General features: G+C 59.6%; 21 protein-coding genes, 1 tRNA gene and 1 pseudogene. 15 read left to right on the forward strand and 8 right to left on the reverse strand.

The window, feature by feature from the left end; translation table 11 throughout:
* Positions 1-4 precede the first annotated feature (4 nt).
* Together ACQ4WZ_RS02795 and ACQ4WZ_RS02800 are read right to left on the reverse strand one after the other, a co-directional pair.
* Positions 5-415 (reverse strand): hypothetical protein, encoded by a 411-nt coding sequence (locus ACQ4WZ_RS02795; protein ID WP_436572523.1) that lies wholly within the window; start codon positions 413-415, stop codon positions 5-7.
* Positions 416-443: 28 nt separating this feature from the next.
* On the reverse strand, positions 444-866 hold the full coding sequence (locus ACQ4WZ_RS02800; protein ID WP_133989989.1) for a hypothetical protein: 423 nt from the start codon (positions 864-866) through the stop codon (positions 444-446).
* A 160-nt stretch (positions 867-1026) separates the two neighbouring features.
* On the opposite strand from ACQ4WZ_RS02800, the gene ACQ4WZ_RS02805 reads away from it, so the two are divergent.
* Positions 1027-1770, forward strand: coding sequence for a helix-turn-helix domain-containing protein (locus tag ACQ4WZ_RS02805; RefSeq protein WP_243857976.1), 744 nt, complete (start codon positions 1027-1029; stop codon positions 1768-1770).
* Between the two features lie 4 nt (positions 1771-1774).
* Here ACQ4WZ_RS02805 and ACQ4WZ_RS02810 read toward each other — a convergent pair whose 3' ends face one another.
* Positions 1775-3220 (reverse strand): DUF3999 family protein, encoded by a 1446-nt coding sequence (locus ACQ4WZ_RS02810; RefSeq protein WP_436572524.1) that lies wholly within the window; start codon positions 3218-3220, stop codon positions 1775-1777.
* Positions 3217-6405, reverse strand: a complete 3189-nt coding sequence (locus ACQ4WZ_RS02815; RefSeq protein ID WP_436572525.1) for a DUF2339 domain-containing protein — start codon at positions 6403-6405, stop codon at positions 3217-3219. Before ACQ4WZ_RS02815 ends, ACQ4WZ_RS02810 begins: the two co-directional genes overlap by 4 nt.
* Positions 6406-6657: 252 nt before the next feature.
* Here ACQ4WZ_RS02815 and ACQ4WZ_RS02820 point away from each other — a divergent pair, with 252 nt between their 5' ends.
* The 6 genes from ACQ4WZ_RS02820 to ACQ4WZ_RS02845 all read left to right on the forward strand — a co-directional run bounded on the left by ACQ4WZ_RS02820 (position 6658) and on the right by ACQ4WZ_RS02845 (position 15961).
* A complete protein-coding gene (locus tag ACQ4WZ_RS02820) occupies positions 6658-8544 on the forward strand; it encodes an MFS transporter (protein ID WP_436572526.1) in 1887 nt (628 codons plus the stop codon).
* 722 nt (positions 8545-9266) lie between these two features.
* Complete coding sequence (locus ACQ4WZ_RS02825) at positions 9267-10475, forward strand: efflux RND transporter periplasmic adaptor subunit (protein ID WP_133989995.1); 1209 nt, start codon at positions 9267-9269, stop codon at positions 10473-10475.
* A gap of 15 nt (positions 10476-10490) precedes the next feature.
* Complete coding sequence (locus ACQ4WZ_RS02830) at positions 10491-13655, forward strand: efflux RND transporter permease subunit (protein ID WP_101482222.1); 3165 nt, start codon at positions 10491-10493, stop codon at positions 13653-13655.
* A 1-nt stretch (position 13656) separates the two neighbouring features.
* Positions 13657-15105, forward strand: coding sequence for an AdeC/AdeK/OprM family multidrug efflux complex outer membrane factor (adeC, locus tag ACQ4WZ_RS02835; protein ID WP_101482221.1), 1449 nt, complete (start codon positions 13657-13659; stop codon positions 15103-15105).
* A 62-nt stretch (positions 15106-15167) separates the two neighbouring features.
* Positions 15168-15782: a TetR/AcrR family transcriptional regulator gene (locus tag ACQ4WZ_RS02840; RefSeq protein WP_101482220.1), complete on the forward strand. Its 615-nt coding sequence runs from the start codon at positions 15168-15170 to the stop codon at positions 15780-15782.
* Between the two features lie 102 nt (positions 15783-15884).
* Positions 15885-15961, forward strand: a tRNA-Pro gene (locus ACQ4WZ_RS02845).
* A 356-nt stretch (positions 15962-16317) separates the two neighbouring features.
* On the opposite strand, the gene ACQ4WZ_RS02850 is transcribed toward ACQ4WZ_RS02845, so the two are convergent.
* Positions 16318-16905: a phospholipase D family nuclease gene (locus tag ACQ4WZ_RS02850; RefSeq protein ID WP_436572527.1), complete on the reverse strand. Its 588-nt coding sequence runs from the start codon at positions 16903-16905 to the stop codon at positions 16318-16320.
* Positions 16906-17186: 281 nt separating this feature from the next.
* Here ACQ4WZ_RS02850 and ACQ4WZ_RS02855 point away from each other — a divergent pair, with 281 nt between their 5' ends.
* The 7 genes and pseudogenes from ACQ4WZ_RS02855 (at position 17187) to ACQ4WZ_RS02885 (ending at position 21534) form a co-directional block, all read left to right on the forward strand.
* Positions 17187-17660: a hypothetical protein gene (locus ACQ4WZ_RS02855; RefSeq protein WP_436572528.1), complete on the forward strand. Its 474-nt coding sequence runs from the start codon at positions 17187-17189 to the stop codon at positions 17658-17660.
* Between the two features lie 122 nt (positions 17661-17782).
* Entirely contained in the window at positions 17783-18337 is a 555-nt protein-coding gene (locus ACQ4WZ_RS02860; protein WP_436572529.1) for a hypothetical protein, read from the forward strand.
* A gap of 205 nt (positions 18338-18542) precedes the next feature.
* Positions 18543-18950 carry an ASCH domain-containing protein gene (locus ACQ4WZ_RS02865; RefSeq protein ID WP_436572530.1) on the forward strand — a complete coding sequence of 136 codons (408 nt, stop codon included), beginning with the start codon at positions 18543-18545 and terminating at the stop codon, positions 18948-18950.
* Between the two features lie 31 nt (positions 18951-18981).
* A pseudogene (locus tag ACQ4WZ_RS02870) lies at positions 18982-20141 on the forward strand (IS30 family transposase).
* 170 nt (positions 20142-20311) lie between these two features.
* Positions 20312-20722 carry an alpha/beta hydrolase family protein gene (locus tag ACQ4WZ_RS02875; protein ID WP_436572531.1) on the forward strand — a complete coding sequence of 137 codons (411 nt, stop codon included), beginning with the start codon at positions 20312-20314 and terminating at the stop codon, positions 20720-20722.
* Positions 20683-21060: an alpha/beta hydrolase family protein gene (locus tag ACQ4WZ_RS02880; protein ID WP_436572532.1), complete on the forward strand. Its 378-nt coding sequence runs from the start codon at positions 20683-20685 to the stop codon at positions 21058-21060. Before ACQ4WZ_RS02875 ends, ACQ4WZ_RS02880 begins: the two co-directional genes overlap by 40 nt.
* Before the next feature lie 180 nt (positions 21061-21240).
* Positions 21241-21534 (forward strand): DUF6916 family protein, encoded by a 294-nt coding sequence (locus ACQ4WZ_RS02885; RefSeq protein WP_257561075.1) that lies wholly within the window; start codon positions 21241-21243, stop codon positions 21532-21534.
* 57 nt (positions 21535-21591) lie between these two features.
* Here the strand turns inward: ACQ4WZ_RS02885 and ACQ4WZ_RS02890 are convergent, their stop codons facing one another.
* The 3 genes from ACQ4WZ_RS02890 to ACQ4WZ_RS02900 form a co-directional block, all read right to left on the reverse strand.
* Positions 21592-22125 (reverse strand): phage tail protein, encoded by a 534-nt coding sequence (locus ACQ4WZ_RS02890; protein WP_101482218.1) that lies wholly within the window; start codon positions 22123-22125, stop codon positions 21592-21594.
* Positions 22126-22194: 69 nt separating this feature from the next.
* Positions 22195-22728 (reverse strand): phage tail protein, encoded by a 534-nt coding sequence (locus ACQ4WZ_RS02895; protein WP_133990001.1) that lies wholly within the window; start codon positions 22726-22728, stop codon positions 22195-22197.
* A gap of 26 nt (positions 22729-22754) precedes the next feature.
* A complete protein-coding gene (locus ACQ4WZ_RS02900) occupies positions 22755-23288 on the reverse strand; it encodes a phage tail protein (protein WP_133990004.1) in 534 nt (177 codons plus the stop codon).
* A 357-nt stretch (positions 23289-23645) separates the two neighbouring features.
* Here ACQ4WZ_RS02900 and ACQ4WZ_RS02905 point away from each other — a divergent pair.
* On the forward strand, positions 23646-24853 hold a 1208-nt coding region (locus ACQ4WZ_RS02905; RefSeq protein WP_436572533.1), incomplete at its 3' end, for an IPT/TIG domain-containing protein.

The following is a 24853-nucleotide window of genomic DNA, read 5'->3' on the forward strand; positions in this document are numbered from 1 at the left end:
GGGGTCACGCTTTCGAATGGTGGAGGATGGCATTGCCGGCCGCGTTCGGCACATAGGCGATGGCCTTGCCCGACAGGACCAGCATGTGGCCCGTCGAGACGGCCACCACTTTGACGACCGTGCCGGCCGCCAGCGACAGGCCTTGCATGGCCTTCTGGCTCAGCTTGACGGAGGCCGTGGCGGCGGCGGACGCGCTCGTGGCTGCGCTTTTGAGCACGAGGACGCTGCCGTCAGCCACGTCTTCCACCTTGTCGATGACGATTTCACCGGCGACGGCCAGCACCGACATGGAGCCGACCAGCACGATGGCCGACGCCATGCTGGCGTTGTCGGAGGCGTTGGTGGTGTCGGAGTTGGCAGCCTGGGCCGTCAGGCTGGCGGCGCACAGCAGGGTAATGGCGAGTACGTGTTTCATGGAGATCCTGTTCTTCTTGATGAGGGCATTACACTTTGGAGTGGTGCAGCAGTGCCTTGCCCAGTTCGTTCGGGATGAAGGCGATGGCCTTGCCGGAAAGAACCAGCATATGGCCGGTGGACAGTGCCACCACATTGACCACTGTGCCTGCCGCCAGCGACAGGCCCTTGGCTGCTTGCGTGCTCATCTGGATGGAAGCGCCGCCCGCTTCTGACGCGCCTTTCAGTACGATGACGATGCCTTCGCCCACCGTTTCCACGCTGGCAACGACTACCTGGCCGGAAGCGACCAGCATCGACATGGAGCCGGCGACGACCACGGCGGAACCTTCGCTGAGGTTTTGCGAGCCTTTCGACAGGTTCTCTGAGGCCGCGGCGTGGACCAGGCCGGGAGCGGCCACGGAGAGCGTCAACAGCGACAGGGACAGGCAGAGGGGCAGCAAGCGTTTCATGTGTTTCTCCTTCAAGTGTGCCAAGTGGCAACGCCATCATTGTAGACTGTGGGCAATTGGTCAATGGAAACGCTACTCGTAGCGGGCAGGCATACCGCAGGTAGCGTATTGCGCTACTTTTTTGCCGCCAGAACCGATGCTATTTTTATAAAGGAAATGCATGCCGCAAACCCACGCCTTGATCGAAGCCTTGAAACGCCTGTTGAAAGCGCGCGCCGTCACGTATGCCGAGCTGGCCCAGCGCATCGGCGTGTCCGAAGCCAGCGTCAAGCGGATGTTTTCGCAGAAGCAATTTACGCTGCAGCGCTTGGACCAGATCCTGGTGGCCATCGGCAGTGATTTCCAGCAACTGGCGCTGGCCGTGCAGTCAGCCCAGGCTACGCCCACCCTGATCACCGGGCTGACGTATGCCCAGGAAAAGGAAATCATCGAGGACACCCGGCTGTTCGTGGTGGCCGTGTCCGCGCTGAACTTGCTGCCGCTGGAGCAGATTGTCGCCATCTATGACATCAGCGAGGCGCAAGCCGTCAAATATTTGCTGCGCCTCGACAAGATCGGTTTCCTGGAACTGCTGCCGAATAACCGGGTCAAACTGCTGGTGGCGCGCACGTTTGCGTGGATACCGAATGGCCCGATTCACACCTATTTCAAAAAGGAAGCTTATGGCGACTATTTGAACTCGCAGTTCGATGGCGAGACAGAGTTGCTGCGCCTGGTGAACGTGATGCTGTCGAAAAAATCCACGGCAGCCTTGCTGGAGCGCTTGAAGCAAGTGGCGGTGGAGTTTTCGCAGCAGCACCAGGAAGACGCGCGCCTGCCTGGTGAGGAGCGCCTGGCCATCAGCTTCATGCTGGCCGCGCGGCCGTGGATGCCGCAAACCTTCAAGGCCTTGCTGCGGCAGTAGTGGCTTACTGCGCGGGCGGCTGCTCGTCCTTGATCTGCGACAGCAAACGCCAGGCAAAAAAGCCCAGCACGCTCACGCCCAGCAGCAGGACCGCCCACAGTGCAGCCAGGCGCCATGGCGCACTGCTGTCAGCCGGTGCCGGTGCGGCGTCGCTTGCGCCAGCGCGCGCCGCCAACGTGCCCACTGTGGCAATCGGCAGCGCCTGCAATTCGCCGTCGCGATAGCCGGGCGCCACCTGAGACAGCGGCTGCGCCACCGGCTGCGCGTCGGCTTTTCCGAACGCCAGGTGATATGGCGCCTTGCCGCCGGCCAGGAACACCAGCGTTTCCGGCGTCCAGCCCAGGCGTAACAATGGCGCGCTGGCCGGCATCGCCGCACTTTGCGACTCGGGCCGCAGCACCCATTGCGTGGTCTGCACCACCGGCATGGCCAGGTCGCCGGAGACGCGTTCCTTGCCAGCCTCGCTGATGCGGTAAAAGCTGGTGGTCAGCAGCGGGTCAAAATACGCGCCATTGGCCGGTCGCGTTTGCCGGTGCAGGGACAGCCGGCGCTGCGGTACATAATGACTCTGGCGATACACGCCCAGTGTGACGGGCAACACCACGTTGCTCTCCTTGAATTGCAGCGTGATGCTGTCGGCGGGAATCGCGATCGGCGTGGCATACGCCCAATCGCCAGCAAGTTTGCCTGGAGCACCTCTCAGCACGATGCTCGCGCGTGGCGGCGGCGCCTCCGTTTCGCTGACGGCTTGCGCGGCAATCGATGCAAACACCAGCGGCTGGCCTTCCTGCCAGCTCAGGCGCGCGTAGCGGAAAGCGCGTGGCGCAAAGGCGATGCTGTCGTTGGCCAAGGTTTGCGTGTCGCTGTTGCTGAGCCAATTCAAGGTGGTGGTGCCAATGGCGTCCCATTGCTTCAGGTCATCGCTCACTTCCAGCAACACTTGAGCACTGTAATTGTCCGTGCTGGCCGGTGGCGTGAAGCGCAAGGCGGCGATGCGCTTGTCTTGCGTCTGCTTGCCCAGGTCGAGGATCAGCGCTTGCAGCGCCGCTGTGGCCGCTGTCGTGCCGGCGCGCGTGCTGACCGACAGCAAGCGGCCATCGTCGGCCGTGCGGATATCGATGCCTTGCAAGCCGTCGCCAGTTGCTGGCGCGCCCGTGACGGGGAAAATGCGGGCTGGAATGGCTGTCCTCTGCGTGGCTGATTGCGCTGGCGGAGCTCCGATGGCGTAGGGCAGGCGCTTGCCGTCGGCATCGAACAGGCGCAGGTCGGCCAGGCTGGCAGAGCGGGCGTGCAGGTAGACTTCCCTGGGCAACGATAGCTGGACGATGCCCGCGCCTGCCGGCGATTGGATCGGCATGCTCCAGCCGTAGTCCTGTGGCCGGTCCTGGCCAGGCGCAGCGAGCGCGGCGCCTGCCATCAACACGATGCCGAACATGAGTCTGGTTTTCATGTTGCTCCCGTTTGCGGTTCGGCTGGCGCTGGCGCGGCAGCCTTGGGGAAGGGCGCCAGGTAGCCGATCAAGACCATCAGCAAGCCCACGCCCACGAAGGATACGATGCGTTCGATGCCACCCACGTTCGACAGGTCGATCAGGAACAATTTCAGCACGACCAGCCCCAGCAGCATGGCGCCCATGCCCCACTGCTGGCGCCGCTGGTGGCGGGCCGCATGGCGCATCAGCAGCAGGGCCGTGATGCTCCACACCAGCGACAGCATGGCTTGCACGAATTGCGAGGCCAGCATGGCGTCAAAGGTGTACGGCACGCCCAGGTAGTGCGACACCGTGCGCAGCAGCATCAGGTTGAACCAGACATACACGCAGCAGGCGGCCACGGCGGGCAAACGCGCTTGCCACAGGGCGGGCAACGGAACTTGTTTCGCCGGCAGCAAACGGTAGCTGGCAATGGCCAGCAAGATGGCGAAGCCCGTGCTCAAGTCCAGCGGATTGAGCAGTGGCAAATAGGGCAGGGGCGCCATGGCGCCATCGTCGACAATATTCCATGCGGCGATCAGCAGCAGCGACCACAGCGCGCCCAGCGGTATCAGGGTGCGCTGGTACCACGCTGCAATCGGCGCCACCGGCCAGGCGCCTGTTCTGCAGCGGCGGATCAGCCAGGCCAGGGCCAGCATCATGGCCCAGGCCGGCAAATAGCGGGCCCAGGCAGGGCTGACGCCGCCTTCGTGGCGCGCCAGCCAGGCGTTGACATGCATGGCACCCGCGGGCCACAGCATCAGCCACGGCGCGGCCGTGCGCAGCGTGTGCAGCAGACGCTGCGCCCGCACGTCGAGTTGCCAGCCCGCTTGCGGCCAGGCCAGCAGCAGGTACTCGCCGGCCACCAGCGCGCTGGCCAGGGCCAGCCAGCTCAAGCCGGTCGGCAGGTAGTCGCGCAGATACAGCGCCAGCAGCAGGTTGGCGCTCCACAGGCCCAAACCGAGCCAGGTAGCCACGTTGAACCAGCGCAGCTGCGGCCAGTCGAGGCGCCGCGCCAGGATGGCGAACACGGGCGTCGTGACGCACACGGCGATCAGGTACAGCGCCAGCCAGTGTTCGCCCGCATGCGGCTGCATCGTCAGGTCGCCGTCGATCAGGCGCAGCAGCCAGCTGACGAGTGGCATGAGGATGGCGGCAAACCACAGCAAGCCGCTCCAGACCAGCAGGGGCCGCGCGACCAGGGCCAGCAGCGCGTCGCCGCCGCGCGCGCGCAGCGCCAGGAAACGGGCGCTGGCAAAGGCGGCGGCGCCCAGCAGCAGAGCGCTGAGGAAGGAACCTTCGAACAGGTTGGCCGGGTGCTGGTCCCAGGCCCAGCTGGCGCGGCTGAGCATGACCATGCCGGCCAGCGCCTGCACGGCCAGCAGCAGGGCGCGCGGCGCATGCCATTGTTCGCGCCGCGCCAGCACCGCCAGCAAGGCGGCCACGCCCAGGGCGCTGACGGTCAGCAGGTTCAGTTGCGTGGCGGCATACGTGCGCAGCAGGATTTCGCTCCACAGGCCGCCCAGCAGCCAGGCCGTGGCGGCGGTCAGGAACAGCACGGACAGGCTGCTCATGAATTCCGGATACAGGTGGCTGGCGTGACTGCGGAAATTGTAGGCCATCACCAGGGCGGCGGCGGCCAGCAGCGTGCAGCCGAGCCAGATGTTGGCGTGCAGGGCAGTTGCTGTATCGAGTTCCTGCATGGCAAGGAGGAAGGAAATCCAGGCGGCCGCCTGCACCAGCAGGCCGAAGGCCCAGGCCAGGGTCTGGCGCTGGCGCAAGCCGACCCAGACGATGCCCGCGCCTTCCAGCGCCCAGGCGGCAGACGTCCAGCGGCCGTCAAGGGCGAACGGGATGGCCAGCGTGCCGAACACGATGCCCAGCGCCAGGAAGGCTTCGGCCAGTAGTTTGAAGCCAACGCGGCGCCAGAGCACCACGGCCAGTCCCGTGTAGCACAGGCCGGCAAGCAGCGCGGAAAACGCCAGGCCAAAGTGAAAGTGCTGGACCAGGCCGTATTGCAGGCCCATGGCCGCCAGTGGCGTGCCGAAGACGAGCGTGCCATCCACGTAATGCTTGAGGCGCGGCGCCTGGCGCGCGCAATAGGCAATGGCGATGCCGATATAGAACAGCACGAACAGGATCAAGAACAGCTGGGTCGACAGGTAGTGCTCGGGCGTGTAGCGCAGCAGGCCCCAGGTGGTGGCGACGACAAAGGTAAAGCCAAAGCTCAGCACATTCAGGACGCGCCAGGCGCGTTTCAGGGCGATGGCGAAGACGCCCGCGTTGAGCAGCGCGTAATAACTGAACAGGCCGATATGGTTGCCGCTGCCTGTCGACACGAGCAGTGGCACGGCAAAGCCGCCGACGATGCCGAAGACAGCCAGCCAGACGGCGTTTTGCAGCACGGCCAGCAAACACGTGAACGCCGTCAGCACGAACAGCACGGCAAACGCCAGGCCCGCCGGGATCAGTTCATACAGGCGGAAGGCGCCGAACGTCACCAGCATCAATATCGCCAGCGCCGTGCCCTGCAGCGGCAAACTGATGCCGGGACGTTTGAGCCGGATGCGCCAGGCCCAGGCCAGCAGGGCAATATCGGCCAGTGCGATGCCGGCCAGGCGCAGCTCGATGGGCACCGTGACCTGGGCCGACACATAGCTGAGCAGGAAGCTGACGCCGAGGAAGAGGATCAGCAAGCCCAGCTTGGCAACCAGGTTGCCGGTAAATAACCAGTTCTTCGCCTTGGCAACGAGGCCGTCCGGGCGCGCGATCCAGGAGGGAGTATTGGGGGCGGCAGGGGCGGGCCTGGAGGGAGCCTGCGCAGCTGGTTTCGGCGGCAAGGGCGCGGCTGTTGCGGGGGCTGCTGCCGGCGCCACCGTTGCCACCTCGGCCACCTTGATCGCGGCCGCTTGCGGCACGGGGGTGGGCGGCGGCAAGGGTGTCGGCACTGCCATAGGCGCCACGCTATCGGGCACGATGGGCACGACGGGCGTGGCCGCTGGCGATTCGGCTAGTCCTTCCAGTGCGCGCAGGCGCTGCTGGATGCCGTCGACTTCCTTGCGGAGGCGCGCTGTCAGCAACTCCAGATCCGCCACCTTTCGGCGGTGCTGCAGCACCAGCACGAAGGCGGTGACCAGCAAGGCCAGGATGGTCAATGATGTCATTCCAAACATGGTGGCAGCTTTCCGGGAGGGGCGGGCAGGGGCGCCAGCGCTATGCGCACATTACCTTATTATCAAGAAACAAGCGATTTCTGTTGTATCACGGCAAGTGCCGCGCCTTGTACTGCTGCAAGACAAGTTTGGACCTGCGGCAGGCTTTTCTTATTGATGCCGAGCAAGATGACGACATTCAGATTGTCGTGCGCAGGATAGTGCTGTATTTTAGCAATTCCTTAATTGCCAGTACCCCATGCCATGAGTCAAAGCAGCCAGTTTTCCCTATTGTCGCAGCGCCGTTTCGGGCCCTTCTTCTGGACCCAGTTCTTCGGCGCCTTCAACGACAATCTGTTCAAGACGGCCCTGATGGTGATTCTCGCCTATGACGCGCTGAGCTGGACCACGCTAGACCCGTCCACCATCACCAACCTGATTCCCGGCCTGTTCATCTTGCCCTACGTCGTGTTCTCGGCCACGGCGGGCCAGCTGGCCGACAAATTTGAAAAGGCGGGCCTGGCGCGTTTCGTGAAGTGGATGGAATTGGCCATCATGGCCGTGGCCGCCGCTGGCTGGATGACGCATACCCTCTGGCTGCTGGTGGCCGCCGTGGTGGGCATGGGCGTGCATTCGACCCTGTTTGGCCCCGTCAAGTATGCGTATCTGCCGCAGCAGCTCAAGCCCGAGGAATTGGTCGGCGGCAATGGCCTGATCGAGATGGGCACCTTCGTCGGCATTTTATTGGGTGAAATCCTCGGCGCCGTGCTGATCGTGCACAAGCCGCTGGGCGTGGAACTGGTGGCCGGCGCAACGATTGCCGTGGCCATTTTCGGGCTGATCGCCAGCTACCGCGTGCCGCGCACGCCCGCGCCCGAGCCGGACTTGAAGGTGAGCCTGAACTTTGTCGCCGAATCGTTCCGCAACCTGAATTTCTCGCGCAAGAACCGTCCCGTCTTCCTGGCCATGCTGGGAAATTCCTGGTTCTGGTTTTACGGCGCCCTGATCCTGGCGCAGTTCCCCGTGTATTCGAAGGATTTCCTGCATGGCGACCACAGCGTCTTCGTGCTGCTGCTGACGGTGTTTTCCGTTGGCATCGGCACCGGTTCTCTGCTGTGCGAACGCCTGTCCGGCCACAAGATCGAGATCGGCCTGGTGCCGTTCGGCTCCATCGGCTTGTCGCTGTTCGGCATCGACCTGTATTTCGCCAGCAATGCGTATATGAATACACAAGTTGTCGACGCGCTGGCGTTTGTCAGCCAGGCGGGCGTGCCGCGCATCTTGCTCGACATCGTCATGATCGGCGTGTTTGGCGGCTTTTTCATCGTGCCCCTGTTCGCCCTGATCCAGACGCGCTGCGACCCGAAACACATTTCGCGCACGATCGCCGGCATGAATATCTTGAACGCCCTGTTCATGGTGGCGGCCGCTGGCGTGGCCATCGTGCTGCTGGGACGAGGCTTTACCATACCCCAGCTGTTCCTCGTCACGGCCATTCTGAATGCGCTGGTGGCCGCCTACATCTTCTCGCTGGTGCCGGAATTCCTCATGCGTTTCCTGGCGTGGATACTCATCCAGACCGTGCACCGTGTGAAAGTCGTTGATGGCGAGCGCATCCCGACGGAAGGCGCGGCCGTGCTGGTGTGCAACCACGTCAGCTATGTGGACGCCATCGTCATCATGGCGGCCAGCCCCCGCCCCATCCGTTTCGTCATGGACCACCGCATCTTCAAGATGCCGCTGATGGGCTGGATTTTCCGCACGGCCAAGGCCATCCCCATCGCGCCAGCCAAGGAAAACCCCTTCCTCATGGAAAAGGCCTTCATCGACATTGCGCAAGCGCTGCACGAGGGGGAACTGGTGTGCATTTTCCCTGAAGGCAAGCTGACGCGCACGGGCCAGATCAGCGAATTCAAGGGCGGCATCGCCAAGATCGTCGAGCGCAGCAAGGTGCCCGTGATTCCGCTGGCGCTGCGTGGCTTGTGGGGTCATCTGTTGAGCCACCACAATGGCCATTTGTTCGAGCGCGCCTTCAAGGCAGGCTTGCGTTCGCGTTTGTCGCTGGCCGTGGGCATGCCTGTGGCGCCCGAGGCCGCCACGCCGGAGTTGCTGCAGCAAAAGGTGCAGGAATTGCGCGGCAAGTGGAAATGAACGCTATTTACGTTCTTTTGCCCGCGTAGCGGCCCCCGCAAACTACGCCAACTGCGCCTGGTGCTGTTCCAGCAGGGCGGCGACGGCGTCGACATCCACCGGTTTCGTCAGGTGATGAGCGAAGCCAGCTTGTTCCTTGCGTGAGCGGGCCGTACCCAACCCGTCAGGGCGCCTTGCGCCACTGCGGCGCGCGCACCTGTAACTGGCGCTGCGCGCGCCCTCGGCCCGAGTTGCAACGCCAGCGTGTCCGGGCCGTTGGGACCATCGTGTTGCATCGTTTCTTGCGTCTGTGCTGTCACCGTTGCAGCCCGCTTTGCCACGCTGTGGCCAAGTTAGTAGCGCGTAGGCTGCGGCATGTCTTTTCGATACCATTGGTAAATATTCATGGTGGCCGGGCGAGGGCGGCCTGGACAGTGTTGCGTGCGCGATCACGGCTTCAGCAAAAAACGCATTACCCTGCTACAGTATTCATTCAATCCAACTTTCCCGCATTGCCGTTTTGCCGCCGCCCGCCAGCTTCCTGTTCGACCTGGCTGACGTCACGACGCTGTCGCTGTTTTCTCATTGTTGCTTCATTGATAATTTAATTCGCTTGTTAGTTGCTATGTTTCAATTGTAACGATGCTTGACGATTTTAGAATGATCGTTCATTCTTTGATCTGCGTTAATAAATTTAGTCATTTCTAACGACACTAGCCAGCTTCTTTTTCAGAAAGTCCAAGATGCAACCAACCTTTTCCTTGACGTCGCCGCGTACGAGCGGCGCTATTGCCGTTCTGTGCGCCACTGTAATCATGGCCGGCTGCAGTAAAAAACAGGAAGCACCTCACGCGCAGCAAGCGCCACAGGTGGTCGTGTTTACTGTTAATCCGGCCGCGTTGCCGATGAGCGCCGAATTGCCCGGCCGCACGAATGCCTACCAGGTCGCCGATGTGCGTCCGCAAGTCGGTGGCTTGATCCAGAAGCGCCTGTTTGTCGAGGGTAGCGATGTGAAAGCGGGCACGGCCCTGTATCAGATCGATCCGGCCACCTACCAGGCGGCATACAACTCGGCCAAGGCCGCGCTGTCGAAAGCCAAGGCCAACCTGCTGACGGCTGGTCCGAAAGCGTCCCGCTACAAGGAACTGGTCGCCATCGAAGGCGTGAGCCGCCAGGAATACGATGATGCCGTCGCCGCGTTCGAGCAAGCCAAGGCTGACGTTGAGTCGGCCACCGCAGCGCTGGAAACGGCGAACATCAACTTGAAATACAGCACCGTGACGGCGCCGATCAACGGCCGCACCAGCCGCTCGACCGTGACGGCCGGCGCGCTGGTCACGGCGGGCCAGGCCGAAGCGCTGACGACCGTGCAGCAACTTGACCCGATGTATGTCGACGTGACCCAGTCGAGCACCGACCTGTTGCGCCTGAAACGCCAGATGGCCGACGGCTCGCTGAAGAAAGTGGGCGAAGGCCAGGCCAAGGTCGACCTGATCCTGCCGGACGGCAGCAAGTACAGCGAAGCGGGCAAGCTGCAGTTCTCCGGCGTGACGGTCGATCCGACCACCGGCAACGTGATCTTGCGCGCACTGTTCCCGAACCCGAAAGGCGAATTGCTGCCAGGCATGTACGTACGTGCGCAGCTGGAAACGGGCGTGGATGAAAAAGCCATTACCGTGCCGCAAGTGGGCGTGACGCGTAACCAGAAGGGCCAGGCCACCGCCTTGATCCTGAACAAGGAAAACAAGGTCGAGCAGCGCGTGCTGACCACCAGCGGCACGGTCGGCAACGACTGGCTGGTGACGTCCGGTCTGGCCGCTGGCGACCGCGTGATCGTGGAAGGCTTGCAAAAAGTCAAGCCAGGTGCCCCAGCTGTCGCCGTACCGGCCAAGGCCGCTGCCGCACCTGCCGCTGCCGCTTCTGCCGCCGCACCGGCTGCCAGCGCCCACTAATTCAGGAGAATATCAATGGCCCGTTTTTTCATTGATCGCCCGATTTTTGCGTGGGTGATCGCGATCGTCATCATGCTTGCCGGCGTGATTTCGATCCTCAGCCTGCCGATCGCGCAGTACCCGAGCATCGCTCCGCCGTCGATTTCGATCAGCGGCTCCTACCCTGGCGCTTCCGCCAAGACCGTGGAAGATGCTGTCACCCAGGTCATCGAACAAAAGATGAAGGGTATCGACGGCTTGCGCTATATGGCCTCGTCGAGCGATGCGACTGGCGGCATCAGCATCACGCTGACGTTTACCAGCGGCACCAATCCCGACATCGCCCAGGTGCAAGTACAGAACAAGCTGCAGCTGGCGACGCCACTGCTGCCGACGGCTGTCACGCAGCAAGGCCTGGTCGTGTCGAAAGCCACGAAGAACTTCCTGATGGTGTTCGGCTTCATTTCCGAAAACGGCAAGATGGACCAGACCGACTTGAGCGACTATGTGGCCGCCAACGTCGTCGATCCGCTGAGCCGTGTTGCCGGCGTGGGCGATGTGACACTGTTCGGTTCGCAGTACGCCATGCGTATCTGGCTCGATCCGGCCAAGCTGCAAAGCTTCAACCTGACCCCTGCGGACGTGATCACGGCCGTGCAGGCGCAGAATGCGGAAGTGTCGGCCGGTGAACTGGGCGGCACGCCGTCCGTCAAGGGCCAGCAGCTGAACGCCACCGTGTCGGCGCAGAGCCGATTGCAAACGGCGGAGCAGTTCGGCGCCATCTTGCTGAAAACGACCACCAACGGTGCCATGGTGTACCTGAAGGACGTGGCCAGCATGGAACTGGGCCGCGAGAACTACAACACCGTGGCCCGCTACAACGGCCATGCGGCCACCGGCGTGGCAATCAAGCTGGCGACCGGCGCGAATGCACTCGATACGGCCAATGCGGCGAAAGCCATGCTGGGCAACCTGAGCAAGCAATTCCCTGAAGGCATGAGCTACCAGGTAGCGTTCGACACCACCCCGTTCGTGAAACTGTCGATCGAAGAAGTGGTCAAGACGCTGGTGGAAGCGGTCATCCTGGTGTTCCTGGTGATGTATCTGTTCCTGCAAAACTTCCGCGCTACCCTGATTCCGACCATGGCCGTGCCGGTCGTGCTGCTGGGTACGTTCGGCATCCTGAACGCGTTTGGCTATTCGATCAACACGCTGACCATGTTCGCCATGGTGCTGGCCATTGGTCTGCTGGTCGATGATGCCATCGTGGTGGTGGAAAACGTCGAACGCGTGATGAGCGAAGAGGGCTTGTCGCCGCTGGAAGCGACGCGCAAGTCTATGACGCAGATCACGGGCGCGCTGGTCGGTATCGCCATGGTGCTGTCGGCCGTGTTCGTGCCGATGGCCTTCTTCGGCGGTTCGACGGGCGTGATTTACCGCCAGTTCTCGATCACGATCGTGTCGTCGATGGTGCTCTCCGTGGTCGTCGCGCTGGTATTCACGCCAGCCTTGTGCGCCACCCTGCTCAAGCCGGTAGAGAAGGGCCATCACGCCACCAACAAGGGTTTCTTTGGCTGGTTCAACCGCAGCTTCGACAGCAGCAGCAACAAGTACCAGGGCCTGGTCGGCAGCATGATCCGTCACCGCGGCCGTTCGATGCTGTTGTATGTCATCTTGCTGGCCGGCCTGGTATTCGTCTTCATGCGCCTGCCGACCTCCTTCCTGCCGGAAGAAGACCAGGGCATCCTGTTTACGCAGATTCAATTGCCGACGGGCGCCACGCAAGAGCGCACGCTGAAAGTGATCGAGCAGGTCGAAGACCACTTCATGAACAGCGAGAAAGACAACGTCGCTTCCGTGTTTGCCGTCGCCGGTTTCAGCTTCGGCGGTAACGGCCAGAATACGGGTATCGCCTTCGTGCGCCTGAAAGACTGGTCTCTGCGCAAGGACGTGGCGCAGAAAGCGCCGGCCGTGGCCGGCCGCGCCATGGGCAAGTTGTTGCAGATCAAGGATGCGATGGTGTTTACGTTCGCACCGCCTGCCGTGCTGGAACTGGGTAACGCCACGGGTTTCGACATGCAACTGCAGGATATCGGCGGTGTCGGCCATGACGCCCTGATGGCAGCGCGTAACCAGTTGCTGGGCATGGCGTCGCAAAACCCGGCCATGGTGGGCGTGCGCCCGAACGGCCAGGAAGATACGCCGCAGTACAAGATCGACATCGACCAGCAGAAAGCTACCGCGCTGGGCTTGCAGATCTCGGAAATCAACCGCGTGCTGAGCGTGGGCTGGGGTAGTTCGTATGTGAACGACTTCCTTGATCGTGGCCGCGTGAAGAAAGTGTTCATGCAAGGCAATGCCGAATCGCGCATGCTGCCGGAAGACTTGAACAAGTGGTTCGTGCGCAATACCGCTGGCCAGATGGTGCCGTTCTCCGCCTTTGCCACCGGCAAGTGGATTTACGCATCGCCACGCCTGGAACGCTACAACGGCTTGCCGTCAGTAGAGATCCTGGGTACGCCGGCACCGGGCCAGAGCACGGGCGCCGCCATGAACGCCATGGAAGCGATGGTGGCGCAGTTGCCGCCTGGCATAGGCTTCAGCTGGACCGGCGTGTCGCTGGAAGAGCGTGAATCCGGTTCGCAGACGCCGCAGCTATATGCGCTGTCGCTGCTGATCGTCTTCCTGTGCCTGGCTGCGCTGTATGAGAGCTGGTCGATTCCGTTCTCCGTGCTGCTGGTCGTGCCGCTGGGCGTGATCGGTGCCGTGCTCGGTACGTGGATGTTCGGCCTGTCGAACGACGTATACTTCCAGGTGGGCTTGCTCACGGTGGTGGGCCTGTCGGCGAAGAACGCGATTCTGATCGTGGAATTTGCCAAGGAAATGCAGGAATCGGGCATGTCGCTGCTCGACGCGACTTTGCATGCGGTGCGTCTGCGTCTGCGTCCTATTCTGATGACCTCGATTGCCTTCGGCCTCGGTGTGTTGCCACTGGCCATCTCCAGCGGCGCCGGTTCCGGTAGCCAGAACGCCATCGGTATCGGCGTGCTGGGCGGTATGTTGACGGCCACGTTCCTCGGTATCTTCTTCGTGCCGGTGTTCTTCGTGCTGGTGCGCGGCTTCTTCTCGAAGCCGGACGCGCCAACCACGCCGGCGACGCCTGGCTCGCCAGCCGTCACGCTTTCTAAGGATGCGCATTAATATGAAAAAAACGCTACTCTCCATGGCGGCACTGGCCTTGCTGGCCGGTTGCAGCCTGGCTCCCACGTATGAGCGTCCGGCAGCGCCGGCGCCCACGGCGTGGCCGACGGGCCCTTCTTACAAGGCCGACACGGCCGCCGCCGACGCCAAGCCGGTGGCGGACGTCGCCTGGCGCGAGTTCTTTGCCGATGCGCGCCTGCGCCAGGTACTGGAACTGGCGCTGGCCAACAACCGCGACCTGCGCGTCTCGATCCTGAACATCGAGAAGGCGCGTGCCACCTACGGCATCGAACGCGCCGCCCTGATCCCGACCCTGTCGGCTTCCGGCGGCCAGTCGGCCACACGCGTGCCAAAGAACGCCAGTGCCAACGGCGAAGCGTCCATCAATCGCCAATACACGGCGAACCTGGGCGTATCGGCGTACGAGCTGGACTTCTTTGGCCGCGTGCGCAGCCTGTCCGACAGCGCGCTGGAGCAATACCTGGGCACGGAAGAAGCACGCCGTGCGCAGCAGATCAGCCTGGTGGCCGAAGTGGCCAGCACCTATCTGAACCTGGTGGCCGACCAGCAGCGCCTGCGTGTGGCGCAGGACACGTTGACAAGCCAGCAGTCGTCGTATGACCTGGCCGTGCGCCGCTTCAGTGCCGGCGCCACCTCGGGCCTGGACAAGTACGATGCCCAGACCAGTGTCGAGTCGGCCCGTTCCGACGTGGCTGTGTTCACGAGCCAGGTGGCGCTGGATCAGAACGCGCTGGTCTTGCTGGTGGGCGGCCCCGTGCCGGCCGACCTGCTGCCGCAAGGCGAGTTCGGCGACGTGACGGCGCTGGCGGACATTCCGTCCGGCTTGCCGTCGGACGTGCTGCAACGCCGCCCCGACGTGCTGGCGGCCGAGCGCACCTTGCGCGCTGCCAACGCCAACATCGGCGCGGCGCGCGCGGCCTTCTTCCCGCGCATTTCGCTGACGGCCACGGCCGGTTCGCTGAGCGACAACCTGTCGGGCCTGTTCAAGGCGGGCAGCGGCACGTGGAGTTTCATTCCGCAGATCAGCTTGCCGATCTTCGATGGCGGCGTGAACCGCGCCAACCTCGATATCGCCAAGGTGCAGCGTGAAATTTCTGTGGCGCAATACGAAAAGGCGATCCAGGTCGCCTTCCGTGAGGTGTCCGATGCGCTGGCCCAGCGCGGCACCATCGACGAGCGCCTGCAGTCGCAGGTCTCGCTGGTCGAGGCGTCGACGAAGAGCTACACTATCCATGACGCGCGCTACAAGCAGGGCGCCGAGTCCTACCTGAGCGCCCTGGTGGCGCAGCGCGCGCTGTACACGGCGCAGCAAAGCCTGATCACGGCGCGCCTGGCCAAATCGACCAACCTGGTGACCTTGTACAAGGTACTGGGCGGCGGTTGGCAGCCTGAGCAGACAGCCGTTGCGGCGGCTGGCAGCGTCCAATAATCACGGGGACGCCGACGCCGGCCTTGCCCGCAAGGGCAGGGCCGGCGCGCTACTGGAAAATCATGAATCAAGTTGAAAAGAAGCATCCAGACCCCGAGCGCGCCAACACGCGGCGCAAGCAGGTGCTCGATGCGGCCGAAAGCTGTTTCAGCCGCCGCGGCTTCCACGGCGCCAGCATGGCCGAGATATCCAAGGCGGCCGGCATGAGCGCGGGCCACATCTATAATTATTTTGACAGCAAGGATGCGATCATCGCCGCCTTCGTCATGAAGAACATGGAGCGGGTCACCAACCTGATGCAGGACCTGGCGCAGCGCGAGGACCCGCTGCAGGCCGTGGTCGACAATGCTGGCGAGCATGTGCTGGAAAGCCTGGACCCGAAAACTTGGGTGATGCCGCTGGAAATTTTTGCCGAGGCTTCGCGCAATCCCGCCATCGCGGAAATGTTGCACTGTGCGGATATCCGTTCGCGCAAGCTGTTTCTTTCGATCATCCGCGATGCGCGCATCAAGCGCAGCTTGCCGGCCGACGAAGAGATGCTGGAAGGGCGCCTGAATGCCATGATCGCCATGTACCAGGGCTTGCCCGTGCGGGCGGTGCACAATCCGGACATGAAGGTCGAACCCTTGATCGCCGGTTTTCGCATCGTCCTGACGGCATTGCTGCTGGGCGAGTAGAACGCTTTGCCGCCAGGCTGAAAAAACTTTGCGCAGTTCGATATGAATCATGCGCAAAGCATGGCAAAAACCTAAAAGCCTCTGCTATAATTCCCACCTCGTCGGGGCGTAGCGCAGCCTGGTAGCGTACATGCATGGGGTGCATGGGGTCGGAAGTTCGAATCTTCTCGCCCCGACCATTAGATTCAAGGAGATACAGCGCAAGCTGTATATAAACCCAGTACCGTATATTATACGTTTGTATAATATCGGTGCTGGGTTTTTCCGTTTACATGACGTATGATTTTCGTTACAGCATGCCGATGTCCGCTATCGGCCAAAAAGCAGCCGCTGAGCGGGAGGTAGATGGCTCACGTCCACGCCACTTCTGCGCTGGCTTTGCCGTTTTAACATATATCGGGTGAGTTCATTAGGTGGGTGTGTCCGCTCAAACATTTCGTCCAGCGGCCAGGAGCGGTCGTTGATGAGCCATTGGAGTGGATTAACTGCAATGAGCTGTAAGAGATTCAGCTGAGTCCAGTGTAGTTGTGGCTATTTATTCTTGTGAATATCGGTAGCCGACACCCTTAGACCATCGGTTTTGCCAGTGGAGCATGAACGATTTCGCTAATTCTGGACTGTTCCATACTACAACCACATTTTCACTATTTGATGTGGCGGCATCTTTACTGTAGTTGAAGCTTCCATTCTGCACAGTTAAATCATCAGCAACTATGTATTTGTCATGATGCATAGCATAAACTGAAATAGTCTTGGTTTGGATACCATCGTTAACTAACAGATTGAGTGCCTTAATGCTGTTCTTTCGTTGGTTTCGTCGGTTATCAACTATGACTTTAACATCGACACCTCGTTTCTTCGCGTTAAGCAAAGCTTCTACTATCTTCAGTGAATTGAAGGAGTACGCTGCAAGCCTGATTGTCGAAACGGATGTATTGATGACCTTAAGAACTAAAGCCTCAGCCCCATCATCTGGGGAAAAAGCATTCTCAAATGTTACAGTGGTCGCTCTAGTTTGATCCGACGGCGTCCCAACCACCACTGCGTCGATGGTGAGAGAGGAGCCTTCAGCGATGGGGGCTAACATAGTGGCAATAATTGCCATAATCGCGATTTTCTTCATTAGTTGCAATCAATGTTAAATAACCAGGTGGAAAAACGGGTTGCTTCCGAGCATTAATGATACCTCTAATGACTTCGGATCGCGGCTATCACCCTTCTCAGTATGATCCTGAAGTAAGCATTATCTGCTGGTTACGACCGGCCGTTTTGGGGCGAATCCAGCCTGACGATACAGCCGCTAGATTTCCACCCTGACAACCTGCCATGCTGCCCGAACGGCCGGGTTCGGCCAATAGCGGACAGAGAAAAACAAAGAAGATTAGGATATTCAGAGGAGGGTAAGTGACGTCCAGGAACCAGGCATATTTTGACGCTGTTTTGAAAGCCGCAATTGCAGAAGTGAAATCGAAAAAAATCTCGGTGTTCACGTTCGCGTTTTACCATGACCACGAGTCGGGTGCCGTTTCGGTTTGCGTTGACACGGAAGAAAATTCTGCAAGAATTGTTCACTCAATGAACAAGTACAACTTGCGCCACTTTCAGAAGGCTGTCGCCGCCGGCAATCTTCAACAAGCAAGCTTTTGGCAGGCTAACGTAGGTCGAAGTCTGTCATTAGGGGATTTTGTTATGGTCAACGTGGCCCGCGCTGACATTGAAGAGTTGATGATTGATAAGCAGTTCCATCTTTCGATGGTACAGGCGCTAGTTCATGTCCAAGATGAAATCGCAACGCTGTCGTCAAATCCAGAGCTGCTTCTGCTTGCCTGTTCTAGTGAGAATAGTGAGGTTGGGTATGTCTGGTCTCTTCCCGAATAGGGGCACCCAGGAGGCGCAATTCGGCCACAACCGGATGATTAAGCGTACCCAGTATGCCGGGGCGGCAGCTATGCATTGCTCAATCGGTCTTAAATATTTTGTTTAAACTTACATCCGCCACCATGACGATTTCCGAATTTCTCACCGCCGTTCGCACGCCATACATCGCCACCTTCGCACGGGTCGCGACTCACGTTGTATCGCATGTGGAGCCGGCATACCGGCAAAGTGATGGATCGTTGGCAGTCGAAGGTGCACTCGGCCTTCCTTGCAGAGTCGATGTTATCCCAATGGAAGGGATCACTGCGGGCCAAACGATTCGAGTCGACTCTGAGACCCGCTTGAAGTTTGAGGCAGTCACTTTTGCATCAGGTGCAGGTGAAGTGGTGCTTTCACCGTTCGTTTGGGATTGGACGCCACTCGAAGTGCTTGGTCTGAGCCAAGAGGCAGTTTCAAACGTTATTCAGCCGTGGTTCCTAAAGTGGTTTGACACCGACGACGAAAATGTACCTACCGAAGACGGCCTTTTCGGCGTCGTACACTTCATGTCTGAGCTGGAACGCACAAAGGAGGGTTGGAGAGTTACGGTTGATCTTGGCTCGTCCCCGGTGAACGCAGTGGAAGATTTCTTGTTCCGCATGCTTGATGCCGGTGCATATCAAGTTCGTGTCGGCTGACTTCGCCGTCAATCAAACGTCTTGGCAATCTGGCAACAACGGCAACCGGCCACAAGCGGTCGCTCACATAGAATTAGGGGGCGCTTCGTGCGCAAAGTCATAGCGGGCATCATTGCATTACTGAGTTTGAAAGGAGCCATGGCTGGCCAAGAGTCTCCATCAAATTTAAAGCAGATCATTTTATTTGCTTACCAAGGAGTCAAGCATGCAAACTTTGATGGTGGTCTCTCGACTTTTCCCAGATTTGCTAAATGGAAACAAGAGGTCGACGATCCGCTTCGGCGAATTGCACATTGAACCGGGCTATCTGCGTTATGAGTGCGAAGGAAAACCTAGTCAAACGGCTGTCGTATGGGTCACCCGTTGCACGTACATGCCTTTAAATAAGGCCGCCGCGTTCTGCGGCATGGAGGCCATGTGGCCGCCAATGGTAATGCTCAAGGGGATGCGGGAACACTACCCTCTTATTCAATTATCCGACACGGTTCAAGTCGTTGAGCATTACACACCTGAGCAGACGAAGAACCTTAGCCACCGCTTCAAACCCCACTTCCCAGCGATTCCCAACGGCTGCAATGGGGTGCGGATTCAATCGGTGGTCGCAACACTCTAACCTAAACGCCTAGGTTACAGGAGTGTTGAAGATGAAACAGAAACCACGCATTTATTACACTGAGAGCCAGAAGGCCTTGATCTGGGAACGCTGGAAGCAAGGCGACTCCCTGCAGATGTTAGCCCAACTATTTGATCGGAATCATTCGTCGATACAGCGGATTCTGGCCGAATCTGGTGGCATACGGCCAGTGCCGCGATGCCGTTCCAGACTGGCGCTGACGCTGGCCGAGCGCGAGGAGGTATCGCGTGCAATCGTTACCGGCGTATCCATCCGCGCACTTGCCAGGCGCCTTGGCCGAGCATCATCGACCATCAGCAGGGAACTCAAGCGCAATGGTGGCCGCGAAGCATATCGTGCGACTCAGGCGGATCAGCATGCTTGGGATCAGGCGCGCCGCCCCAAACCTTGTAAGCTGACGGAGAGCCACATGCTGGCCAACATGGTTGCCAGCATGCTCCAATTGCAGTGGTCGCCAGAACAGATTGCTGGCTGGTTCAAGCAGCTGTTCACGCGCCACGAGGAGTATCACGTGTCGCACGAAACCATTTACCGCAGCCTCTATATCCAGGCACGAGGCGCCTTAAGAAAGAGCTGCTGGAGCACTTACGCCGGACGCGCGCCATGCGCCGTTCACGTCATCACACCCAAAAGACGGACAACCACGGCAGAATTGTCGACGCCGTGTCGATCAGCGAGCGTCCAGCGACGGCAGCGGATCGAGCGGTGCCCGGGCATTGGGAGGGCGACCTGCTATGCGGCAGCCACAACAGCCAGATCGTGACCTTGGTTGAGCGCCAGACGCGCTATGTCATGCTGATAAAGGTCGCCGCGAAGAATACCGAAACGGTGGTCAACGCATTGATCGACAATGCCCGCAGGCTACCCCAAGAACTATATAAGTCACTGACTTGGGATCGCGGCAGCGAGCTCGCTGGGCATAAACGCTTTACGTTGGCCACCGACATCCAGGTCTACTTCTGCGATCCACAGAATCCATGGCAGCGCGGTTCAAATGAAAATACCAATGGCCTGTTGCGCCAGTATTTCCCCAAGGGATTGGATATTTCCACGTATTCGCAAGAGCAACTCGATGCGGTAGCCAGAAGACTAAACGAGCGCCCCAGGAAGACGCTACACTACCAAACACCGGCTCAACGATTTGAACAGTGTGTTGCGTTGACCGATTGAATCCGCAGGCGAAAGCAGCCATTCAGCGCTGACAGAGGATGGCGGCTATTTGCAAAAGTCGGGCTTTATTCTAGCCAGGGTAACGCCATCGGAATCTCGGAAACATCCGCAATCACGTGCTTGTCCTTGCCGTAGTTACTGAGCTTATTTTCTTTGAACTCCACGCAGGCATGTGGCATCGAGCCTTCCACAAGGTGCGAACTGCCCAGCAGCGCGGCTACGCTGTGCTGCCGGTGAATTACCGGGGGGCGACGGGCTTCGGAAAGCAATTCATCTCGGCCGGCGACCTGCAGTGGGGCCGCACGATGCATGACGACCTGCTTGACGCGGTGCAATGGGCCGTGACGAGTGGCGTGACCTCGGCCGACAAGGCGGCCATCATGGGTGGCTCGCATGGCGGCTACGCCACCCTGGCCGGCATGGCATTCACGCCGACGACCTTTGCCTGTGGCGTCGACATCGTCGGCCCGTCGAACCTGTTTACCCTGCTGAAACCATCCCGCCTTACTGGGAAGCGGGCAAGCAGCAGTTTTACAAGCGCATGGGCGACCCGGCCACGGAAGAAGGCAAGGCGCTGCTGATGGAACGCTCGCCGTTGAACTTTGCGCAGAATATCCAGCGGCCGCTGCTGATCGGCCAGTGGGCGAACGCCCCCCGCGTCAACGTGGCCGAATCGGACCAGATCGTGGCAGCCATGGCGGCGAAGAATATCCCCGTCACGTACGTGCTATTTCCCGACGAAGGCCACGGCTTTGCCCGGCCCGTGAACAACATCGCTTTCAATGCGGTGACGGAAAACTTCCAGGGCCTATGCCTGGCTTGCCGCGCGGAACCGATCGGCGCCACGCTGAAGGCATCCACCGCGCAGGTCAGGCACGGCGCCGAATTTGCGCCGGGTTTGCTGGAAACGATGCGCTAGGTGGCCTAAGCTACATGGTAGTTGCGGTGCCGGCGGCCGGGCTTGATGGCCCGAGCGGCCGCATTGCTGCCGAGCGCAGATGGGGATAATTGCATGTTAAAAGTTGTGCCAAAGAGGCAATGCTTCCAGTAGAATAAATCGTTGCTTCAATCACAGCGTTCATGGAATGGAACACATGCAATGATGAATGTATTGACTCTGGAACACTTCGCCACGCGCGTCAACGATACCTTTATCTCTGCCAACGACGGGAATGCCGCTTTCATCTTGAAGGAGGTGTGTCCCTTGCAGTCCGCCACGATCGAGGGCATGCTGCGCGCGCCGTTCAGCTTGTTGTTCCATCATAGTTCCCCCATCCTCTTCAACCAAAAGATCTTTCTGCTGCAGCATGATGCGTTGGGCGAGGTTGGCATCTTCCTGGTGCCGGTGGCGCGTGATGGTCAAGGTTTCCTGTATCAGGCGGTGTTCAACTAAAGAAGGGGCAGGCCAGGCATTGCCGCGATGGCATTGCCTGTCCCTGTATAGATGTAATTAGCCAAATGCAGGAAATTCACCTTGCAAGGCGATACAGAAGTTCAATGCCAGCAGCGGCTGACGATTTTCGTGTGCCTGGTTGCCTCCCGCGGGAGAGATCGCCTCGGCAGCAAACGTGGTGGAAGGGGCTGCCGCCGGCAAGAAAGTATTCACGCTACCGATGGTAATCAAACCGTCATTAGTCAATGGAACATTGTGTTGCAAGCTCGTATTCGGTTGACGCGCAACAGTGAGCTGATGGGTGTGGCCGGGAATTTGCGTCACATCGAGTTGCACGCTTTCGCTGCCGAATGTGTCGCCTATGGTGCGTGCTGTCAGGGCTGGCCCCTGACCCTGGCCGCAGGGCGCGCGTCCCGTGAAGTTGGGCAATTGGAAGGTTGTTACTCCATCTCCACCATATTGCGTGCCGATCAATGAGAACAGGGCGGTGTATTGACGTATCTGCAGGGTGGCGCCATTACAGCTGGCCCAGCCAGCCGGGGCATAATTGAAGCCAAAGACTTGTATCTCGCCGAGGAATGGTGATGTCACGATAGGTTCTCCTGGTCAGTTTGGTTGGCAATGCGCACCTGTGGTGGTGCTTTGTCTGCACGGAAGCTGTTACTGCTGGGATGGATAAATGCCGAACGCAGCGATACAAAATGATGCGGTCAGGGTTGGCATCGTATTGTCGTGCGGCTGATTGCCGCCCGTATAAGTGATTGCGGCCTGCGATAGTGGATACGAGGTGAGGCCAGCCAGGCTGCTGGTGTACATCTTGTCGTTATTGGCCGGAGCTGCCAGCAGCAGGCTACTTGCCGGTGTAGAGGCAGTGGCCAGTGCACTACTCACATTGAATTCATGCGTATGCTGCGGCAATTGGGTCGCCAGCAGAGTCACTTGCTCGGTACCGCCATTCTGGCCCAGTACCCGTGTCGTCAATTGTGGTCCCGTGCCCTGGTGCACAGGAACCTGGCCGCGCAGGTCAGGCACGCCGAAAGTGCTGACGCCATCGCCGCCAAAGGTGGTCCCCAGCAAGGTGAACAAGGTTTCATTGTCGGCAATCGATACCGAGCTGCCATCGCAGGCCAGCCAGCCATTGGGAATACGGGGAAAGGCAAACAGGCGGATCTCGCCTATATAAGGTGTGCTCATGGCTATCTCCGGGAATGGTGGCTGGATTAATTGCGGCTAGGGTAGATGCCGTTCAAGGCGATGGAGAAATTGATGACACGGAATGGCTGCATGTTCGGATGCGGCAGGTTGCCGCCCGTCGTGCCCAGAGTCTGGCTGGCCAGCGTCACCCTGGCGCCCGATGCACTGCCATAAATGGCTGCCGTGCCACTATCGCCAAATAGCGCGTTGCTGGGATTCTTCAAGGTCGCTGCCGTGCTCAAGGCAGTGGCGGTATGTAAATGCGCGGGAATCTGAGTCACTGTCAAGTTGACAGTTTCTACGCCGGCGCGGGTACCTAACGGATAGTTGCTGGGTTGCCATGTTGCATCGACCGATGGACCCGCATGGATGGGCACAGTTCCTTGTAAATTAGGCAATCCAAATGTCGTTGTGCCATTGCCGCCGTAGGTAGTCCCCAGCAGTGAAAACAGGGCTTGATTTTGCTGAATAGGCAGAATTTGCCCGTTACAGAGCGCAAAACCGCGCGGTGCAAATGCGAATCCGCTCATCATTATTTGTCCAACATAAACATCAGCCATTCTTGTTCTCCAGGTGTCAAGTGGGGGGTTCCGGTGTGATTGCTTATATTTCAAATTTGGCACTATTGTTGTTTTTTAGTATGCTCCTTTTTCCAGTTGCTTTATTAGCTACGCAAGGTAGCATACGTTGACATAAGACAAGTGTAAATATTTGTTGTCCCGGTGGAATGTGTTTTTTAGCATCATTTGTGATTCAGATTCCTATCCAATTCTGGTTCAAAAAAATTCTGCGCGGGAGAAATAATGTTATTTCTTTGCAACGGCATATTTCATCGTTTGCTTCGCCTCTTTTCTCATTTTCTTCCCGCACATCATCGACAGCAAATAATTGGCACTGGGGCAGGCGGCGCCAGCTTGATGTCCAGATTAGAGTCCAGTTCGATAAAACTGTTAGCCTGGCTATGCCTGCTGATGTTGGCCTTGAGCAACAGCCCAGCGCAGGCGGCAGGGCCCAGTATAGAGTGCCCTCCCAACCAAAGCTTCACGGTGGCTTCAGGCGCAGTCCACACGATAGACCTGTCAGGATGTACGCCGTTCGGCTTTACGGGTATGCCCGTGCCGCCTTCGCATGGCAGTATCCCTAACGTCGCGGGTAATGGCGACGGCATCGTGTATTACACCAATAATGGTGACGGAGCTACTTCCGATACCTTTACTCTGAGGGATGACATTGCTGGTGATATCATTTTTGTAGTGACTATTTTGCCACCATCTAGCCCCATCACGGTGACGCCTGCAAGCTTGGCCGCTCCTGTGATTAGTGTGAGCTATAACCAAAATATTAGTTCAACCGGTGGCATCGCTCCTTATTCCTACACTCTCTCCTCCGCCTTGCCGGCAGGGATGAGTTTGTCGTCCACCGGCATTATTTCCGGCACACCGAGGGAGAGCGGGGTGTTTGTATTTGGGGTGCAGATCGCGGATTCGACCATGCCTACAGCGCTCACTACCACCAAGAATTATTCATTTACGGTGGCCGCACCTGTGCTGGCGATTACGCCAGCAAGTCCGCCCGCAGGAGCCGTGTCACAGACTTATAGCCAGCAGTTCAGTACCAGCGGCGGTACCTCTGGCTACACTTATGTGGTGGAGTCCGGCGCCTTGCCGACAGGCTTGAGTTTGTCAGGCAGCGGCCTGTTGTCGGGGACGCCTACTGCCACAGGCACTTCTAATTTTGTCTTGAAATCTACGGACAGTACGGCTGGCGGTGGTCCTTATTCCAAGACAATCAGCATCAGCCTGACGATCAATGCCGCACCTATCCCTACGGTGGGCAGTATTTCGCCCTCCACTGGCTCCACTACGGGTGGCACCAGCGTGGTCATCACCGGTACCAACCTGACGGGTGCAGGGGCTGTGAAGTTTGGCGCCAGCAATGCCAGCAGCTTTACAGTCAATAGCCCCACACAAATTACAGCCACTTCGCCTGCTGGCACTGGTACGGTGGATATCACCGTCACTACCGGCGGTGGCACCAGCGCTACCAGCGGTGCAGACCAGTTCACCTATGTGGCGGCACCGGTGGTCACCAGCATTTCACCCACCTCCGGTCCGTCGACGGGCGG

This window comes from Janthinobacterium darwini, from assembly GCF_051380905.1.
Classification (GTDB): domain Bacteria; phylum Pseudomonadota; class Gammaproteobacteria; order Burkholderiales; family Burkholderiaceae_D; genus Janthinobacterium.

Excerpts from the sequence above, each read along its gene's own strand:
- ACQ4WZ_RS02795 (WP_436572523.1), bottom strand. The coding sequence starts at position 415 with ATGAAACACGTACTCGCCATTACCCTGCTGTGCGCCGCCAGCCTGACG.
- ACQ4WZ_RS02800 (WP_133989989.1), bottom strand. The coding sequence starts at position 866 with ATGAAACGCTTGCTGCCCCTCTGCCTGTCCCTGTCGCTGTTGACGCTC.
- ACQ4WZ_RS02805 (WP_243857976.1), top strand. The coding sequence starts at position 1,027 with ATGCCGCAAACCCACGCCTTGATCGAAGCCTTGAAACGCCTGTTGAAA.
- ACQ4WZ_RS02810 (WP_436572524.1), bottom strand. The coding sequence starts at position 3,220 with ATGAAAACCAGACTCATGTTCGGCATCGTGTTGATGGCAGGCGCCGCG.
- ACQ4WZ_RS02815 (WP_436572525.1), bottom strand. The coding sequence starts at position 6,405 with ATGACATCATTGACCATCCTGGCCTTGCTGGTCACCGCCTTCGTGCTG.
- ACQ4WZ_RS02820 (WP_436572526.1), top strand. The coding sequence starts at position 6,658 with ATGAGTCAAAGCAGCCAGTTTTCCCTATTGTCGCAGCGCCGTTTCGGG.
- ACQ4WZ_RS02825 (WP_133989995.1), top strand. The coding sequence starts at position 9,267 with ATGCAACCAACCTTTTCCTTGACGTCGCCGCGTACGAGCGGCGCTATT.
- ACQ4WZ_RS02830 (WP_101482222.1), top strand. The coding sequence starts at position 10,491 with ATGGCCCGTTTTTTCATTGATCGCCCGATTTTTGCGTGGGTGATCGCG.
- adeC (WP_101482221.1), top strand. The coding sequence starts at position 13,657 with ATGAAAAAAACGCTACTCTCCATGGCGGCACTGGCCTTGCTGGCCGGT.
- ACQ4WZ_RS02840 (WP_101482220.1), top strand. The coding sequence starts at position 15,168 with ATGAATCAAGTTGAAAAGAAGCATCCAGACCCCGAGCGCGCCAACACG.
- ACQ4WZ_RS02850 (WP_436572527.1), bottom strand. The coding sequence starts at position 16,905 with ATGAAGAAAATCGCGATTATGGCAATTATTGCCACTATGTTAGCCCCC.
- ACQ4WZ_RS02860 (WP_436572529.1), top strand. The coding sequence starts at position 17,783 with ATGACGATTTCCGAATTTCTCACCGCCGTTCGCACGCCATACATCGCC.
- ACQ4WZ_RS02865 (WP_436572530.1), top strand. The coding sequence starts at position 18,543 with ATGCAAACTTTGATGGTGGTCTCTCGACTTTTCCCAGATTTGCTAAAT.
- ACQ4WZ_RS02875 (WP_436572531.1), top strand. The coding sequence starts at position 20,312 with ATGTGGCATCGAGCCTTCCACAAGGTGCGAACTGCCCAGCAGCGCGGC.
- ACQ4WZ_RS02880 (WP_436572532.1), top strand. The coding sequence starts at position 20,683 with ATGGGCGACCCGGCCACGGAAGAAGGCAAGGCGCTGCTGATGGAACGC.
- ACQ4WZ_RS02885 (WP_257561075.1), top strand. The coding sequence starts at position 21,241 with ATGATGAATGTATTGACTCTGGAACACTTCGCCACGCGCGTCAACGAT.
- ACQ4WZ_RS02895 (WP_133990001.1), bottom strand. The coding sequence starts at position 22,728 with ATGAGCACACCTTATATAGGCGAGATCCGCCTGTTTGCCTTTCCCCGT.
- ACQ4WZ_RS02900 (WP_133990004.1), bottom strand. The coding sequence starts at position 23,288 with ATGGCTGATGTTTATGTTGGACAAATAATGATGAGCGGATTCGCATTT.